Genomic DNA, 13492 nt, shown 5'->3' on the forward strand with positions numbered 1-13492 from the left:
ATTGTTAATGAATTCTTCCCGTTTTTCGCTGCGTATTGCCGAGCCCCGCGACCTGCCGGGCATCGTCGCGATCTATAACAGCACCGTGCCCTCGCGCATGGTCACCGCCGATACCGAACCCGTTACCGTGGCCTCGCGCCAGGCGTGGTTCGACGCCCACCAGCCCGGGCGCCGCCCGCTCTGGGTGTGCGAGGATGCCGACGGCCGCATGGCCGGCTGGATGAGCTTTTCCGATTTCTACGGCCGCCCGGCCTATGGCGGCACCGCCGAGGTCTCGATCTACCTGGACGCAGAACGCCGCGGCCAGGGGCTGGGCCGCTACCTGCTGCAGCAGGCCATCGACCACGCGCCCACGGTCGGCGTGAATACACTGCTCGGCTTCATCTTTGGCCACAACGCCCCCAGCCTGGGCCTGTTCGCCGCGATGGGCTTTACCCGCTGGGGCGACCTGCCGCGCGTGGCGGTGCTGGACGGCGTCGAGCGCGACCTGATCATCCTCGGCCTCCGCGTGGATGACGGGCAGCAGGCCTGAACGGCCGAAGATTAGTGCCGAGGACAAGAGATTTCCCATGTTTGTTGATTCCCACTGCCATATCGATTTCCCCGAGCTGGCCGCGCGCCTGCCCGAACTGCTGGAAAACATGCGCGCCAACCAGGTCACGCATGCGCTGTGCATCTCGGTGACGCTGGAGGACTTCCCGCGCGTGCTGGCGCTGGCCGAGCAGCATCCCAACCTGTATGCCTCGGTCGGCGTGCATCCCGACTATGAAGAGGGGGAAGACCCATCCGTCGAGCGTCTGGTTGAGTTGTCGGCGCACCCGCGCGTGGTCGGCACCGGCGAGACCGGGCTGGACTACTACCGACTCAACGGCCGCAGCATCGCCGACATGGAATGGCAGCGCGAACGCTTCCGCAACCATATCCGCGCGGCGCGCCAGACCGGCAAGCCGCTGATCATCCATACCCGCTCGTCCGCAGACGATACGCTGCGCCTCATGCGTGAGGAGAACGCGGGCGAAGCCGGCGGCGTGATGCATTGCTTTACCGAGACCTGGGACGTCGCCCGGCAGGCGCTGGACCAGGGCTTCCATATCTCGTTTTCCGGCATCGTCACCTTCAAGAGCGCCGCCGATTTGCAGGAGACCGCGCGCAAGGTGCCGCTCGACCGCATGCTGATCGAGACCGATTCACCCTACCTGGCACCCGTGCCGTACCGCGGCAAGACCAACGAGCCGGCCTGGGTGCGCCACGTAGGCGAGTTCATTGCGCAACTGAGAGGGGTGCCGGTGGCGCAGGTGGCTGAGCAGACGACGGAGAATTTCTTCAACCTATTCAGGCATATCGACAGGAATGCTCATGTTTGACCTGAAGTTTTTCCGCCGCGCCGCCGGCGCGGTGGTGCTGGCCGCGGCCACGCTGGCGCAGGCCGCGCCCGCCGATGACATGCGCAAGGCGGTCGAGTTCGACGACGCCAATACCGTCAAGAAGCTGCTGGCCAAGGGCGTCGATCCCAATATCGCCGACAGCCGCGGCAACCCGGTGCTGGTGCTGGCGCTGCGCGAGAAGTCGCTCAAGGCGGCAACGGTGCTGATCCGCGCCAAGGACATCGACTTCGACAAGGCCAACCCCGCCGGGGAGACCCCGCTGATGATGGCGGCGCTGCAGGGCCAGCTCGATATGGTCAAGCTGATGGTCGACGAGATGGAAGCCGAGATCAACAAGACCGGCTGGACCCCGCTGCACTATGCCGCCACCAATGGCCATGACAACGTGGTCAAGTACCTGGTCGACCATGCCGCGTATATCGACGCGGAGTCGCCCAACGGCACCACGCCGCTGATGATGGCCGCGCGCGCGGGGCATATCGAGACCGTCAAGCTGCTGCTGGACGAAGGCGCCGACATGCGCCTGAAGAACCAGCAGGGCATGACCGTGATCGACTTTGCCGAGCGCTACAACCAGGCCGAGATCGCCAATGGCCTGAAGACGCGCTGGCAGAAGCTCTATCCGCAGACGCCGATCGTGCCGGCGCCGCCGCTGAAGGCGCCCACGGGAACGCCGGGCGGCCAGCGTCCCGCCAACGCCCCGGCCGCGCCGCAGACCAAGGGCTGGTAAGGAGCGCCCCGGCATGGATGCTGCGCCAGCCCCGGCCGCGCCGGGCCGCCTGCGCCAGTGGGCACGGCGGCTCAAGGCCAGCTTGCTGACACTGTGGTTCTGCAGCCGCCACCCCGGCACGCCGCGGGGCGCGCGGCTGCTGGCGGTGCTGGTGGTCGGCTATGCCTTTAGCCCGATCGACCTGATTCCCGATTTCATCCCGGTGCTGGGCTACCTCGACGATGTCGTGCTCGTGCCGCTGGGCATCTGGCTCGCTTTGCGGATGATTCCGCCCGTGGTCACCGAGGAATGCCGCGGCCGCGCCGAGGCCTGGCAGGCCACCCATGCGCAACGGCCGCGCAATCGCGCGGCCGCCGTGGTCATCGTGCTGCTGTGGGTCTTGCTGGCATGGCTGGCGTGGCGCTGGCTGGCGCCGCGCTGACACCGCGCTGACACCGCGCTAGAACGCAGGGCAGCGCCTAGACGTCGTCCGCCAGCCGCACGCCCGTGAACTGCCAGCGCTGGTGCGGGTAGAAGAAGTTGCGGTAGGTTGCCCGGATATGCGATTCGGGCGTGACGCACGACCCGCCGCGCAGCACCATCTGGCTGCTCATGAACTTGCCGTTGTACTCGCCGAGTGCGCCGGGGTTCGGGCGGAAGCCGGGATAAGGAAGGAAGGCGCTGCCGGTCCATTCCCAGACATCGCCGAACATCTGGCGCAGCACGCCCGAGGTGTTCTGCCGGTCCGGCAGCGGCCGCAGCGCGCGGCCTTCGGCAAAATTCCCGGTCGCCGGCAGGCTGCGCGCGGCGTGCTCCCATTCCGCCTCGGTCGGCAGCCTCCGCTCGGCCCAGCGTGCAAAGGCTTCGGCCTCGTAGAAGCTGATATGGGTGACCGGGCTGTCCGGATCGACCGGATGCATGCCGCGCAGCGTCATCTGCCACCACGTGCCTTCGCGCGCTTCCCAGTACAGCGGCGCCTGGATGCCTTGCTCGCAGGCCCAGCGCCAGCCGTCGGACAGCCACAGGCCGGCGGTCTGGTAGCCGCCGTCATCGATGAACTCGAACCACTGGCGGTTGGTGACCGGGTGCGAGCACAGCGTGAACGGCTGCAGGTAAACCTTGTGGCACGGCCCCTCGCAGTCGAAGGCAAAGCTCTCGCCGCGATGGCCGATCTCGACCACGCCGCCGTCGAAGCCGATCCAGTCGGGCGCCGGGCGCGGGTCCGCGATTACCGGCTCGGGCAGCTCCGGCGCGAAGGCCGGCCGCAGCGGATTCTGCGCGAACAGGTGCAGGATGTCGGTCAGCAGGAGTTCCTGGTGCTGCTGCTCGTGCTGCAGGCCGAGCGTGATCAGCGCGGCCTCGGCGTCGGTCTGGGCGCTGCCGAGCAGCGCCATCATCGACTCGTCCACGGCCTCGCGGTACGCCAGCACCTCGTCCAGCGACGGGCGCGTCAGCAGACCGCGCTGCGGGCGTGGATGGCGCGGGCCGACTGCCTCGTAATAGGAGTTGAACAGGTAGCGGTAGTCCGGATCCACCGGCTCATAGTCGGGGAGGCGCGCGGCCAGCACGAATTCCTCGAAGAACCAGGTGGTGTGCGCCAGGTGCCATTTTGCCGGGCTGGCGTCGTCCATCGATTGCACGGTGGCATCGGCATCGGACAGGTCGGCCACCAGCGTCTCGGTGCTGGCGCGGACGTGGCGATACTGTGAAAGGAGGGCAGGTTCGTGCGGGGGATGGAGGGCGGCGGCGGGCAACAGGGCTGAAGTCATGCGGGCTCCCGGGGATGGATCGATCGATGACTGCAGGCGGCCGGCCGGCGCGTCCTTGCTGGCTGCGCCAGTGCCGCCAATGGCACGCGGGGCGCCGTAGCGCCCCGAACCATCATAGACCCGATCCGTTGCCGGGGCGAGCAGGCGCCGTCCTACACGGTGCGCCGCGGCCCGCTGGCTTCAGTCAGCCATTGCGGCAAGCCATTCAGGCAGCCAGCCGGGTGGCGTCGTTCAGCGCCGCGACTTCGGTACGGGCGCTGGCCAGCCCGGCTTCGCGGAACTCCGGACCCATGGCCAGGCCGTGGGCACGCACGTAAGTGATGTCGGTGATGCCGAGGAAGCGCAGCACCACGTCGACGGTGACTTCGTGCAGGTCCAGCGCATTCGCATCCTGGCGCACGCCGCCGCGCGACGACACCACGATCACGCGCTTGCCGCCTGCCAGGCCGATCGGGCCGTTCTCGGTGTACTTGAAGGTGCGGCCAGCCTGTGCGATGCGGTCGAACCAGGCCTTGAGCTGGCTCGGGATGCCGAAGTTGTACTGCGGCACGCCCAGCACCAGCACGTCGGCGGCGAGGAATTCGGCCAGCAACTGCTCGGTGCGCTCCAGTTCGGCTTGCTGCACGGCGCTCAGGCCATCCTTGGGACCGCCCAGCACCGGGAGCAGGTTGCCCGACAGGTGCGCCGGCGCATCCTGCTCCAAGTCGCGCACGGTGACCTTGGCCTCCGGGTTGGCTGCGACCAGGTCGGCCACCACGCTGGCGGTCAGGTTGCGGGAAACGGAGTTGCCGCCGAGGACGCTGGAATCGATCTGCAGGATGTTCATGTCTATCTCCACGAAGGGGCGGTTGCGATGGAGGAAAGATACTGGCTGGCCATTGGTATCGGTAGTGAGGCAAAATGCAAATGATTGTTCTATCGATGCAACGCCACGCCAAACCGTCATGCAAGACCTCAACGACTTGTCCCTGTTCGCGCAGGTGGTGGAACACGGCAGCTTCTCGGCCGCCAGCCGCGCCACCGGCGTGCCCAAGTCGCGCCTGAGCCGGCGCATCGCCCAGCTGGAGCGCGACCTGGGTGTGCAGCTGCTGCGGCGGACCACGCGGCAGGTGCGCGTGACGCCGCTCGGCGAGTCGTTCTACGAACGTTGCCGCGCCATGCTCAATGAAGCCGAAGCCGCGCGCGAAGTGATCGAGCAGGCGCGCGAGCAGCCCGGCGGCACACTGCGCGTGAGCTGCCCGGTGGCGATTGCACAGATCCTGCTGGCGCCGGCCATCGGGCATTTCATGCGGGCCAACCCCGCGGTGCGGATCGAGCTGGAGGCCACCAACCGGCGTGTCGACGTGATCGCGGAAGGCTTCGACCTCGCGCTGCGAGTACGCGAGGTGATGGAGGACTCAAGCCTGGCCGTGCGCACCTTCGGCGAGAGCCAGCTGATGCTGGTGGCGAGTCCCGGGCTGCTCGACAGCATCGGCCGGCCGCGCACGCCGCAGGCGCTCGACGGCATGCCCGGCGTGGGCCAGCACCCGCATGACGGCAAGCACGTCTGGACGCTGCGCTGCAAGCCCGGCGAGACCATCCAGATCGCCTACGACCCGCGCCTGGTCACCGATGAATTCGCGCTGCTGCGCGAGGCCGCGATCGCCGGCGTGGGCGTGGCCATGCTGCCGCGCATGTACTGCCGCGACGCCATCGACAGCGGCCAGCTTGAACTGCTGCTGCCCCAATATGAGATGCCGGTCGGCACGCTGCATGCGGTCTTCCCGTCGCGCAAGGGCGTCACGCCGGCGACCCGGCGCTTCCTCGATTTCCTGGGCGAAATCCTGCCCGAGTGCGCGCGCAAGGCCGGCATGGTCGAAGCGAGGCAGCCGGCCATGCACAGGGTGGTCTAGCGCCACCGACTTGCCGGGTACGTCTGGCGCGATCGGCAAGAGCGCGGATGCGGCACCCGGACTATGGCCTTGGGTCATCGGCGCAGCGCAGGTAAGTCTGACAATTGCGGCTTTACCTTCACGCCGGCTCGCACTAAGGTACAGGGGCGGCAGCCAGCGCGTGAGGGTAAAGGCGCATGGAAGCCGGACCGTTCCCGTACAACTCGGCAAGGAGAATGGCCATGGGTGGCTCTCAGGGTTCCCAGGATTTGGGCAAGGCGTTGCTGCGCATCGTGCTTGGCGTGCTGATTCTGATGCACGGCATCGCCAAGGTGACCGGCGCATCCGGCATCGGTTTCGTGTCGAAGGTGGTCGCCGATGCGGGATTGCCGGCCTGGGTCGCCTATGGTGTCTATATCGGCGAGCTGCTGGCGCCGATCCTGCTGATCATCGGGTTGTGGAGCCGGCTGGCGGCGGTCGTCGTCGCCGCCAACATGCTGTTCGCGATGTTCCTGGTGCACAGCAAGCAGTTCGGCATGCTGGCCGATACCGGCGGCTGGGCGCTGGAGCTTCAGGGCATGTACCTCGGCGCAGCACTGGCCGTGGCTCTGCTGGGCGCTGGCCGGCTCAGCGTGGGCGGCATCAGCGGGAAGCTCAACTAGCTCCCTGTGGGGCAGGCGCCGCGCGCAAGCATGACCGTGCCCTCTGGAGACGTATCGTGAAATCCTTCCGGCTGTCCTTTCCGCTGGTGTCAGTGGCGCTGACCGTTGCAGGCTGCGCCAGCGCGCCCGACATCAAGACCGACTACAACCGCTCGACCAACTTCGGCGCCTACCGCAGTTTCGGCTTCGTCGAGCATCCGGGCACCGACCGACAGGGGTACGAGAGCCTGACCACCCAGTACCTGAAGGGCGCGGTGCAGCGCGAGATGACAGCGCGCGGCTACCGCTATGCGCAGCAGTCCCCGGACCTGCTGGTCAACTTCAATGCCCGGTTGCAGGAAAAGGTCCAGGTCAGCCCGGCGCCGGCGCCGATGATGGGCTATTACGGCTATCGCGGCGGCCTCTATGCGCCGTGGCCCGGCTATGGCTTCTACAACGACGTCTATACCTATACCGAAGGCACGCTCAATATCGACCTGGTCGATGCCCGCGAAAAGAAGCTGGTGTGGGAAGGCGTGGCGGTGGGCAGCGTGGATACCGGCGACAAGGCCAATGCGCAGCAGCGCATCGACAAGGTCGTGGGGCAGATCTTCGCCAAATATCCGTTCCGCGCGGGGCAATAGCCCGCGCCAGGCCGCGCTAGCCGGGGCGCGGCGCGCGCTCGATCGCCTCGGCGATAAAGGCGTCAATGGGCTTGGGTGCCGACCACAGGTAGCCCTGGCCGAGCGGGCAACGCAGCGCGCGCAGCGCGGCCCGCTGCGCTTCCGTTTCCACCCCTTCGGCAACGCATTCCAGCCCCAGGTCGCGCGCCATCGCGATCATGTGGCGGCAAATGGCTTCGCGCTGGCCGTGGCCGTCGATCTGCGCGACGAAATAGCGGTCCAGCTTGAGCTGGGTAAAGGGCAGGTCCGCCAGCAGCTTGAGCGTGGCGATGCCGATGCCGAAGTCGTCGATTGCCACGCCGTAGCCCTTCAGCCGTAGCCGGTTCAGCGCGACCGACAGCGCCACCGTGTCGGGCACGGGATAGCCTTCGGTCAGTTCCACCGTCAATGCACGCGGCGGCACGCCGCTGGCCGACACCAGCGTATCCAGCCGTTCCAGCACGTCTGGCCGGCACAGGGTTTGCGCCGAGGCGTTGATGCCCAGCGTGATGTCGATGCCTGCGGCTTGCAGTTGCCGCTGTGCCGCCAGGCACTGGCGCACGACGAATTCAAACACCAGGTGGGCGGCGTCCAGCGCTTCCAGTCGCGGGATAAAGGCATCGGGCCGCAGCAGTCCGTGGACCGGATGGCGCCAGCGCACCAGCGCTTCGGCACCGGCCAGGCGGCCGCTGGCAAGATCGTGCTGCGGCTGCAGCATCACCAGCAGCCCGTCACCGGAGCGCGCCGCGGCGGTCAGCTCGGCATCGTCGGGCAAGCCGGCGGGCATCTGTGCGTCGTCTTTCGGGCCGGGCGCCAGCGCGGCGGCCAGTACCTCTTCCACGGCATCGCGCGACAGCGGCTTGCGCAACGCATGCACGTGCGCAATGCCCGCGGCATGCGCCAGGCTCCGGTTCGATTCCAGGATGTCTTCGGCCAGCGCGGTAACCCAGACCCAGACCGGCGGCGCCGCGGCATACGCGTGTGCGCCGCGGCGATGCAGTTCGGCGATCAGTTCCGGGCCATTGCCGCCGGGCATCTCGATGTCGCACAGCACGGCGTCGAACGGCTGGCGCCCAAGCAGTGCCGCGGCCTGCATGCCGCTCTCCGCCGAAACCACGGTCTGCACGCCCAATTGCCGCAGCAGTCCCTCGGCCGCGAGCCGCTGGAACGGGTGGTCTTCGACAACGAGGATGCGCAGGGTAGCGTAACGGATCGGCATGGCAGGGGAGGGCGCGGCGAGCGCATCCGGGCATGGTAGCGCGGCGTCGGCGTGCCGGCCAGCGGTGGGGCGAGCATGCCGGCGGCGCTACGGATCTGTCGCCATGACGCAGCGAAACCGGCGATAAAAGCCGGTGAAACGCGCTGCGTTACGAATATTTGCGCTTTCCGGTTCAATGACCCGCTGCCATACCCGCTACAATCGCTGCCCGTAGTTTTGAACATGGCATGTCGATAATGGGTTTGGGCTGGTTCGGATTCTCGACTTTCTGGGTGCTGCCGCTGGTCTGGCGGATGGCCGGGCGCTGGCTTGCCGGTGATCGCCGGCTGGCCGGGCCGGGTTCGCTGCGTACCTGGCTCGGTACGCTGGCAGTGCTGTGTGCCAGCGCCTCCCTGGAGGCGCTGACCGGCGGGGCCGATCCGGAGTCCACCGCGGGCGGTTCCGCCGGCCGCGCGCTCGCCGGCATGTTCGGCAACCTGTTCGGTTGGACCGGTGCCTTGCTGCTGATGCTGGGCGTGCTGGCGCTGGCGGCACCGATGGTGTTCGGCGAAACCTGGCGCGGCCTGTTCGCGCGCAAGCCGCGCCGCGCGGCGGCCGCTGATGCCCCGGCGGACGAGCCGGCGCCTGCCTTCACCAACCCGTTCGCCAATACCTTCACGCCGCAGGTGCCGCGCGACGCCGAGCGCCGCGAGGCCGCCACCGCCGCTCAGGGCAACTGGAGCGCGCCGCCCCAGCGCCACCGCAGTTTCGAAGCGGTTTCGGCGCGGCGCCAGCCCGCGTGGCAGCCGCCGCGGCGTACCCGTGAATCGCCGCCGCAGCCGGGCGAGCTCTGGCTGCATGCTGCCGATGCGCCGGCGGCGGGCAAGACCGTGCGCGCCGCGGGAACCTCCGCCGCGATGGGCGCGGCCCAGGCCGTTGTGCAAGCGGTGCCGGTGCCAAGGCCCGCACCGGCGCCGGTTCCGGTGCCGCGCAAGCCGGCAGCGGCTGCAGCGCCGGCACCCTCGCCGGCACCGGCGGCCGCACGTTCTGCGCAAGCCCCGCGCGCGACCGTGGTCAGCAGTCCGTTCCGACAACCGCAGCCACTGGTGCGCTCGTCAATCACGACATTGCCGGAGTCGCAGGCCAAGGCGGTGGCAACTGCGACAGCGGCGCAGTCGGCGGCCCTCACGCCTGCCGCCGCGGCCAGCGTTGTGCAGGCAGCGGTCGAGCCGGCGATTGCCGTCGCCGAGCCGGCGGTGCCGGATACGGCGGTGGCCGAGGCCAGCGTGGATGTCGCAGCTGACGCGGTCGTGATCGAGCCCGACGCCGCGGCGCCGGCTGCCGCGCCGGAGGAGTCGGCTGCGCTGCCAGCCATCGACAAGGACATTGCCGACACCGATGCCGCCACGCTGACAGCGATCCGGCAGGAAGCACTGGAGCTGTTGGCGGAATTGCAGGCCCTGGCGGGCAAGGCCGGCACGCTGCCCGCGCCCGCCCAGGAAGTCGCCGAAGCCCCTGAGAGCCCTGCAGTCACGCCGGCGGTGGCCGACGTTGCCGACGCCACGGCTGTTGTGGCGGAGATCGATGCTGCGCCGAAGGCCGAGGCAGCCGGCCTGGTCCAGGCAGACGAAATACCGCCGGAAATCCAGCCAGTCGGGACATTGCCGTCTGACGACATTCACGATGCCGGTGCCGTGGCACAGGCTGTCGCTATCTCGGCGATGGAGGAGGGGAGCGAGGCTGCTCCGGTTTCGGCCGAAGCTGCCGCTGACCGCGGCGCGGAAGCGCTGATGGACGGCAACGGCCTGGTCGGCGAAGCCGTTGCCGATATGGACGCAGGCGAACTTGCTGCCGAGGCGGAGGTCGTCGAGGCCGTTGAAGCCATTGAAGCCATTGAAGCCATTGAAGCCGCTGAAGCCGCTGAAGTAGTTGAGGTCGCTGAGGTCGCTGAGGTCGTTGAGGTCGTTGAGGTCGTTGAGGCAGTTGAGGCAGTTGAGGCAGTTGAGGCAGTTGAAACAGTCGAGCCAACCGAGGTCATCGAGCCAGAGGAAGAAGTGGCGGCCGCCGCGTTCGAGGCGGCAGCAGGACCTGCGGAAGCAACCGTCGCATCCGAGCCGGCTCCGCCCGTGATCGCCGCGCCCGTGGCCAAGCCCCGCATCGTGCTGCCGGCGGTGGTCGGCCGCACGGTGCCGCTGGCCATGAGCCAGCCCGCTCCCGCTCCCGCACCCGCACCGGTTCCCGAACCGCCCGCGCCGCGCCCGCCGGTCGACTACCGCCTGCCGCCCGCCGACCTGCTGGAAAACCAGCTCGACAGCGCCGAACAGGTGTCGGAAGAGCGCCTTCGTGAAACTGGTGAACTGATCGCGCAGCGCCTGGCCGAGTTCAAGGTGCCCGTCGCCGTGGTCGGCGCCGATGCCGGCCCGGTCATCACGCGTTTTGAGGTGGAGCCCGCCATGGGCGTGCGCGGCGCACAAGTCGTGGGCCTGATGAAGGACCTGGCCCGCGCGCTCGGCGTGACCTCGATCCGTGTGGTCGAGACCATCCCGGGCAAGACCTGCATGGGCCTGGAGCTGCCCAATGCGCGCCGGCAGATGATCCGGCTGTCCGAGATCGTGCAGGCCGCCTCGTTCCAGGCGCACCATTCGCGCCTGGTGCTGGCGATGGGCAAGGACATCACGGGCAATCCGGTGGTCACCGACCTGGCGCGCGCGCCGCACCTGCTGGTGGCAGGCACCACCGGCTCGGGCAAGTCAGTCGCGGTCAACGCAATGATCTTGTCGATGCTGTACAAGGCCACGCCGGAAGATGTGCGCCTGATCATGATCGACCCCAAGATGCTCGAGCTCTCGGTCTATGAGGGCATCCCGCACCTGCTGTCGCCGGTGGTCACCGACATGAAGCAGGCCGCGCACGCGCTCAACTGGTGCGTCGGCGAGATGGAAAAGCGCTACAAGCTGATGTCGGCGCTGGGCGTGCGCAACCTGGCCGGCTACAACCAGAAGATCCGCGCCGCCGAGGCTGCCGAACGCAAGGTGCCCAACCCGTTCTCGCTGACGCCGGATGCGCCGGAGCCGCTGTCGCGGCTGCCGATGATCGTGGTGGTGATTGACGAGCTGGCCGACCTGATGATGGTCGCCGGCAAGAAGATCGAAGAACTGATCGCGCGCCTGGCCCAGAAGGCCCGCGCCGCCGGCATCCACCTGATCCTGGCGACGCAGCGCCCGTCGGTCGACGTGATCACCGGGCTGATCAAGGCCAATATCCCGACGCGTGTCGCGTTCCAGGTTTCGTCCAAGATCGATTCGCGCACCATCCTCGACCAGATGGGCGCCGAGAGCCTGCTCGGCCAGGGCGACATGCTGTTCCTGCCGCCGGGCACCGGCTACCCGCAGCGCGTGCATGGCGCCTTCGTCGCCGACGAGGAAGTGCACCGCGTGGTGGAGCACTGGAAGCAGTTCGGCGAGCCGGATTACGACGAAGCCATCCTGGCCGGCGACCCGGCCGAGGCTGGCAGCACGGACCTGTTTGGCGAAGGCGGCGGCGATGGCGAAGCCGACCCGCTGTACGATGAAGCCGCGTCCTTCGTGCTGACCAGCCGGCGCGCCTCGATCTCGGCAGTGCAGCGCCAGCTGCGCATCGGCTACAACCGCGCCGCGCGCCTGATCGAGCAGATGGAAGTCGCCGGGTTGGTATCGTCGATGGGCCGCAACGGCGCGCGCGACGTACTGGCGCCGGGGCCGGCGGACTGAGTCAACGTAACCTGCGGAGACGGTGATGGCGCTCGAGCATGGAAGCCTGCTGGCCGATGTGCCGGTGAACCAGGCGGAAGAAGTGTTCCAGCCGCTGCTGGCGCGGCCTGGCCTGAAGATCGAGCGGATTGTCTCCAACGGGCAGGCCAGCCCGGCAGGGTTCTGGTATGACAGCGCGGAAGCCGAGTGGGTGCTGCTGGTCAGCGGCAGTGCTGCGCTGGAAGTGGAAGGCGAGTCGGCATTGCGGGTGATGCAGCCGGGGGAATGGCTGCATCTGCCCGCGCATTGCCGGCATCGCGTGGCGTGGACCGATGCGGCGCAGCCTACGGTGTGGCTGGCGGTGCATTACGATGCCGGCGACAAGGCGCCAGCGCCTCAGCCCTTAGCCTGATCCGGAAACACCGGCTCCCCAAGATTCAACATCAACCGGTTCGCCCACGCGAAGATCGCGACCGAGTGGATCAGGTCGAGGATCTCCGCATCCGTCACCCCCGCATCGCGCAGCGGCTTGAGCTGTGCCGCGGTCACCTCCGCCGGCCGCTCCGTCAGCGCGATCGAAAACTGCGCAATCGCCTTTTCCCGCTCGGTAGTGCCGGCGGTGCGCGGGTCCTCGAACACTTCCCTGATCACGTCGTTGCGCTTGGCCAGCTGCTCGAAGCGCTGCGCATGCACCGAGGCGCAGTACACGCAGCCATTGATGCGCGACACTACCGTGGTCGCCAGCTCGCGCTCGGCGCGCGGCATGCCGCCGGGCGCGTACATGATGGCGTTGAAGGCGGTGGAGCGCTGGCGCAGGATCTCGGGCTGGTGCACCAGGAAGCGGTAATAGTCCTGCACCTTGGCCTTGGGATGGCTTTCCTCGAGCACGGCGATTTGCTCGGGCGTGGCCTGGTCCAGTTCGACGATATCGAGCCAGGCCTTCCAGTCCAGCACTTCGTTGGTAAAGCCGTGGGATTGGATGATCTCGCTCATGCCTGGGCTCCTGCGGTGTCGTTCAATGCTTTCAAGGCGTCCAGGCCGGCTACCAGCCGAACCTGGTACGACAGGAAGGCAATCAGCTGCGCCAGCGTGACCACGGCGGGTGTGCTCAGTCCCGCTGCGGGCAGCGCCTGCAACGCGGCCTTGTCGCCTTCGACAGGCTTTTCGATCAGTGTGCGGGTGAATACCAGCATTGCGCGCAGGCGCGGCTCGGTGATGTCCTGAGGCTCGCCTTCGGCTGCGGCGCGCACGTGCGCTGCAGCGGCGCCCAGTTGTTCCAGCCGCGCGCGGTAGTGCGCCGCCAGCGCCGCGGACGGCGTCAGGCGCGCCGCGTACAGCGCGACCAGCAAGCGTTCTTCGAGCGACAGGCCGGGCAAGGCCGGGTCGAACAGGGCGTCATGGCTGCCCTGGGTGGCGGCCACGACCTTGTTGCGCTGGTGGCGCAGCGCATGCGTGGCGCTGCCGGGCGCCAGGCCGGTGAGCTGGTCGATCAGGTCGACCGCGGGGGCGGAGGTCTGTGTCATCGGACT

14 protein-coding genes are annotated in these 13492 nt (G+C 68.2%); 9 read left to right on the plus strand and 5 right to left on the minus strand.

Annotated features, from left to right (window positions below; all coding sequences use genetic code 11):
• The first annotated feature begins 7 nt into the window (after positions 1-7).
• The 4 genes from J8I34_RS15820 to J8I34_RS15835 are packed head-to-tail and all read left to right on the plus strand — an operon-like array spanning position 8 to position 2536.
• Complete coding sequence (locus tag J8I34_RS15820; protein WP_209776028.1) at positions 8-532, plus strand: GNAT family N-acetyltransferase; 525 nt, start codon at positions 8-10, stop codon at positions 530-532.
• A 37-nt stretch (positions 533-569) separates the two neighbouring features.
• Positions 570-1364, plus strand: coding sequence for a TatD family hydrolase (locus J8I34_RS15825; RefSeq protein ID WP_209776027.1), 795 nt, complete (start codon positions 570-572; stop codon positions 1362-1364).
• Entirely contained in the window at positions 1357-2115 is a 759-nt protein-coding gene (locus tag J8I34_RS15830) for an ankyrin repeat domain-containing protein (RefSeq protein WP_209806408.1), read from the plus strand. Before J8I34_RS15825 ends, J8I34_RS15830 begins: the two co-directional genes overlap by 8 nt.
• A gap of 13 nt (positions 2116-2128) precedes the next feature.
• Entirely contained in the window at positions 2129-2536 is a 408-nt protein-coding gene (locus J8I34_RS15835) for a YkvA family protein (protein ID WP_035878006.1), read from the plus strand.
• 37 nt (positions 2537-2573) lie between these two features.
• Here J8I34_RS15835 and egtB read toward each other — a convergent pair whose 3' ends face one another.
• Positions 2574-3863, minus strand: a complete 1290-nt coding sequence (gene egtB, locus J8I34_RS15840; RefSeq protein WP_029048225.1) for an ergothioneine biosynthesis protein EgtB — start codon at positions 3861-3863, stop codon at positions 2574-2576.
• Positions 3864-4068: 205 nt separating this feature from the next.
• The gene (locus J8I34_RS15845) at positions 4069-4689 is read right to left on the minus strand and encodes an FMN-dependent NADH-azoreductase (protein ID WP_209806409.1); all 621 of its coding nucleotides are present in this window, start codon (positions 4687-4689) and stop codon (positions 4069-4071) included.
• Positions 4690-4807: 118 nt separating this feature from the next.
• Here J8I34_RS15845 and J8I34_RS15850 point away from each other — a divergent pair, with 118 nt between their 5' ends.
• The 3 genes from J8I34_RS15850 to J8I34_RS15860 all read left to right on the plus strand — a co-directional run bounded on the left by J8I34_RS15850 (position 4808) and on the right by J8I34_RS15860 (position 7019).
• Complete coding sequence (locus J8I34_RS15850) at positions 4808-5755, plus strand: LysR family transcriptional regulator (RefSeq protein ID WP_209776025.1); 948 nt, start codon at positions 4808-4810, stop codon at positions 5753-5755.
• Between the two features lie 221 nt (positions 5756-5976).
• Complete coding sequence (locus J8I34_RS15855; protein WP_029048228.1) at positions 5977-6396, plus strand: DoxX family protein; 420 nt, start codon at positions 5977-5979, stop codon at positions 6394-6396.
• A 56-nt stretch (positions 6397-6452) separates the two neighbouring features.
• Positions 6453-7019: a DUF4136 domain-containing protein gene (locus J8I34_RS15860; protein WP_209806410.1), complete on the plus strand. Its 567-nt coding sequence runs from the start codon at positions 6453-6455 to the stop codon at positions 7017-7019.
• A gap of 16 nt (positions 7020-7035) precedes the next feature.
• Here J8I34_RS15860 and J8I34_RS15865 read toward each other — a convergent pair whose 3' ends face one another.
• A complete protein-coding gene (locus tag J8I34_RS15865) occupies positions 7036-8256 on the minus strand; it encodes an EAL domain-containing response regulator (protein ID WP_209806411.1) in 1221 nt (406 codons plus the stop codon).
• 236 nt (positions 8257-8492) lie between these two features.
• On the opposite strand from J8I34_RS15865, the gene J8I34_RS15870 reads away from it, so the two are divergent.
• Both J8I34_RS15870 and J8I34_RS15875 read left to right on the plus strand, forming a co-directional pair.
• On the plus strand, positions 8493-11984 hold the full coding sequence (locus J8I34_RS15870) for an FtsK/SpoIIIE family DNA translocase (protein WP_209806437.1): 3492 nt from the start codon (positions 8493-8495) through the stop codon (positions 11982-11984).
• Positions 11985-12009: 25 nt separating this feature from the next.
• Positions 12010-12375, plus strand: a complete 366-nt coding sequence (locus J8I34_RS15875; RefSeq protein ID WP_209776022.1) for a cupin domain-containing protein — start codon at positions 12010-12012, stop codon at positions 12373-12375.
• On the opposite strand, the gene J8I34_RS15880 is transcribed toward J8I34_RS15875, so the two are convergent.
• Together J8I34_RS15880 and J8I34_RS15885 are read right to left on the minus strand one after the other, a co-directional pair.
• Positions 12360-12956 (minus strand): peroxidase-related enzyme, encoded by a 597-nt coding sequence (locus J8I34_RS15880; RefSeq protein WP_209776021.1) that lies wholly within the window; start codon positions 12954-12956, stop codon positions 12360-12362. The two genes, J8I34_RS15875 and J8I34_RS15880, sit on opposite strands and share 16 nt — an antisense overlap.
• The gene (locus tag J8I34_RS15885) at positions 12953-13486 is read right to left on the minus strand and encodes a CMD domain protein (RefSeq protein ID WP_029048233.1); all 534 of its coding nucleotides are present in this window, start codon (positions 13484-13486) and stop codon (positions 12953-12955) included. Before J8I34_RS15885 ends, J8I34_RS15880 begins: the two co-directional genes overlap by 4 nt.
• Positions 13487-13492 lie beyond the last annotated feature (6 nt).

The sequence above is a fragment of the Cupriavidus phytohabitans genome (genome assembly GCF_017815025.1).
Lineage (GTDB): Bacteria > Pseudomonadota > Gammaproteobacteria > Burkholderiales > Burkholderiaceae > Cupriavidus.

What these genes read in the sequence shown, in the direction of transcription:
- J8I34_RS15820 (WP_209776028.1), top strand. Translation starts at nt 8, where the DNA reads ATGAATTCTTCCCGTTTTTCGCTGCGTATTGCCGAGCCCCGCGACCTG.
- J8I34_RS15825 (WP_209776027.1), top strand. Translation starts at nt 570, where the DNA reads ATGTTTGTTGATTCCCACTGCCATATCGATTTCCCCGAGCTGGCCGCG.
- J8I34_RS15830 (WP_209806408.1), top strand. Translation starts at nt 1,357, where the DNA reads ATGTTTGACCTGAAGTTTTTCCGCCGCGCCGCCGGCGCGGTGGTGCTG.
- J8I34_RS15835 (WP_035878006.1), top strand. Translation starts at nt 2,129, where the DNA reads ATGGATGCTGCGCCAGCCCCGGCCGCGCCGGGCCGCCTGCGCCAGTGG.
- egtB (WP_029048225.1), bottom strand. Translation starts at nt 3,863, where the DNA reads ATGACTTCAGCCCTGTTGCCCGCCGCCGCCCTCCATCCCCCGCACGAA.
- J8I34_RS15845 (WP_209806409.1), bottom strand. Translation starts at nt 4,689, where the DNA reads ATGAACATCCTGCAGATCGATTCCAGCGTCCTCGGCGGCAACTCCGTT.
- J8I34_RS15850 (WP_209776025.1), top strand. Translation starts at nt 4,808, where the DNA reads ATGCAAGACCTCAACGACTTGTCCCTGTTCGCGCAGGTGGTGGAACAC.
- J8I34_RS15855 (WP_029048228.1), top strand. Translation starts at nt 5,977, where the DNA reads ATGGGTGGCTCTCAGGGTTCCCAGGATTTGGGCAAGGCGTTGCTGCGC.
- J8I34_RS15865 (WP_209806411.1), bottom strand. Translation starts at nt 8,256, where the DNA reads ATGCCGATCCGTTACGCTACCCTGCGCATCCTCGTTGTCGAAGACCAC.
- J8I34_RS15870 (WP_209806437.1), top strand. Translation starts at nt 8,493, where the DNA reads ATGGGTTTGGGCTGGTTCGGATTCTCGACTTTCTGGGTGCTGCCGCTG.
- J8I34_RS15875 (WP_209776022.1), top strand. Translation starts at nt 12,010, where the DNA reads ATGGCGCTCGAGCATGGAAGCCTGCTGGCCGATGTGCCGGTGAACCAG.
- J8I34_RS15880 (WP_209776021.1), bottom strand. Translation starts at nt 12,956, where the DNA reads ATGAGCGAGATCATCCAATCCCACGGCTTTACCAACGAAGTGCTGGAC.
- J8I34_RS15885 (WP_029048233.1), bottom strand. Translation starts at nt 13,486, where the DNA reads ATGACACAGACCTCCGCCCCCGCGGTCGACCTGATCGACCAGCTCACC.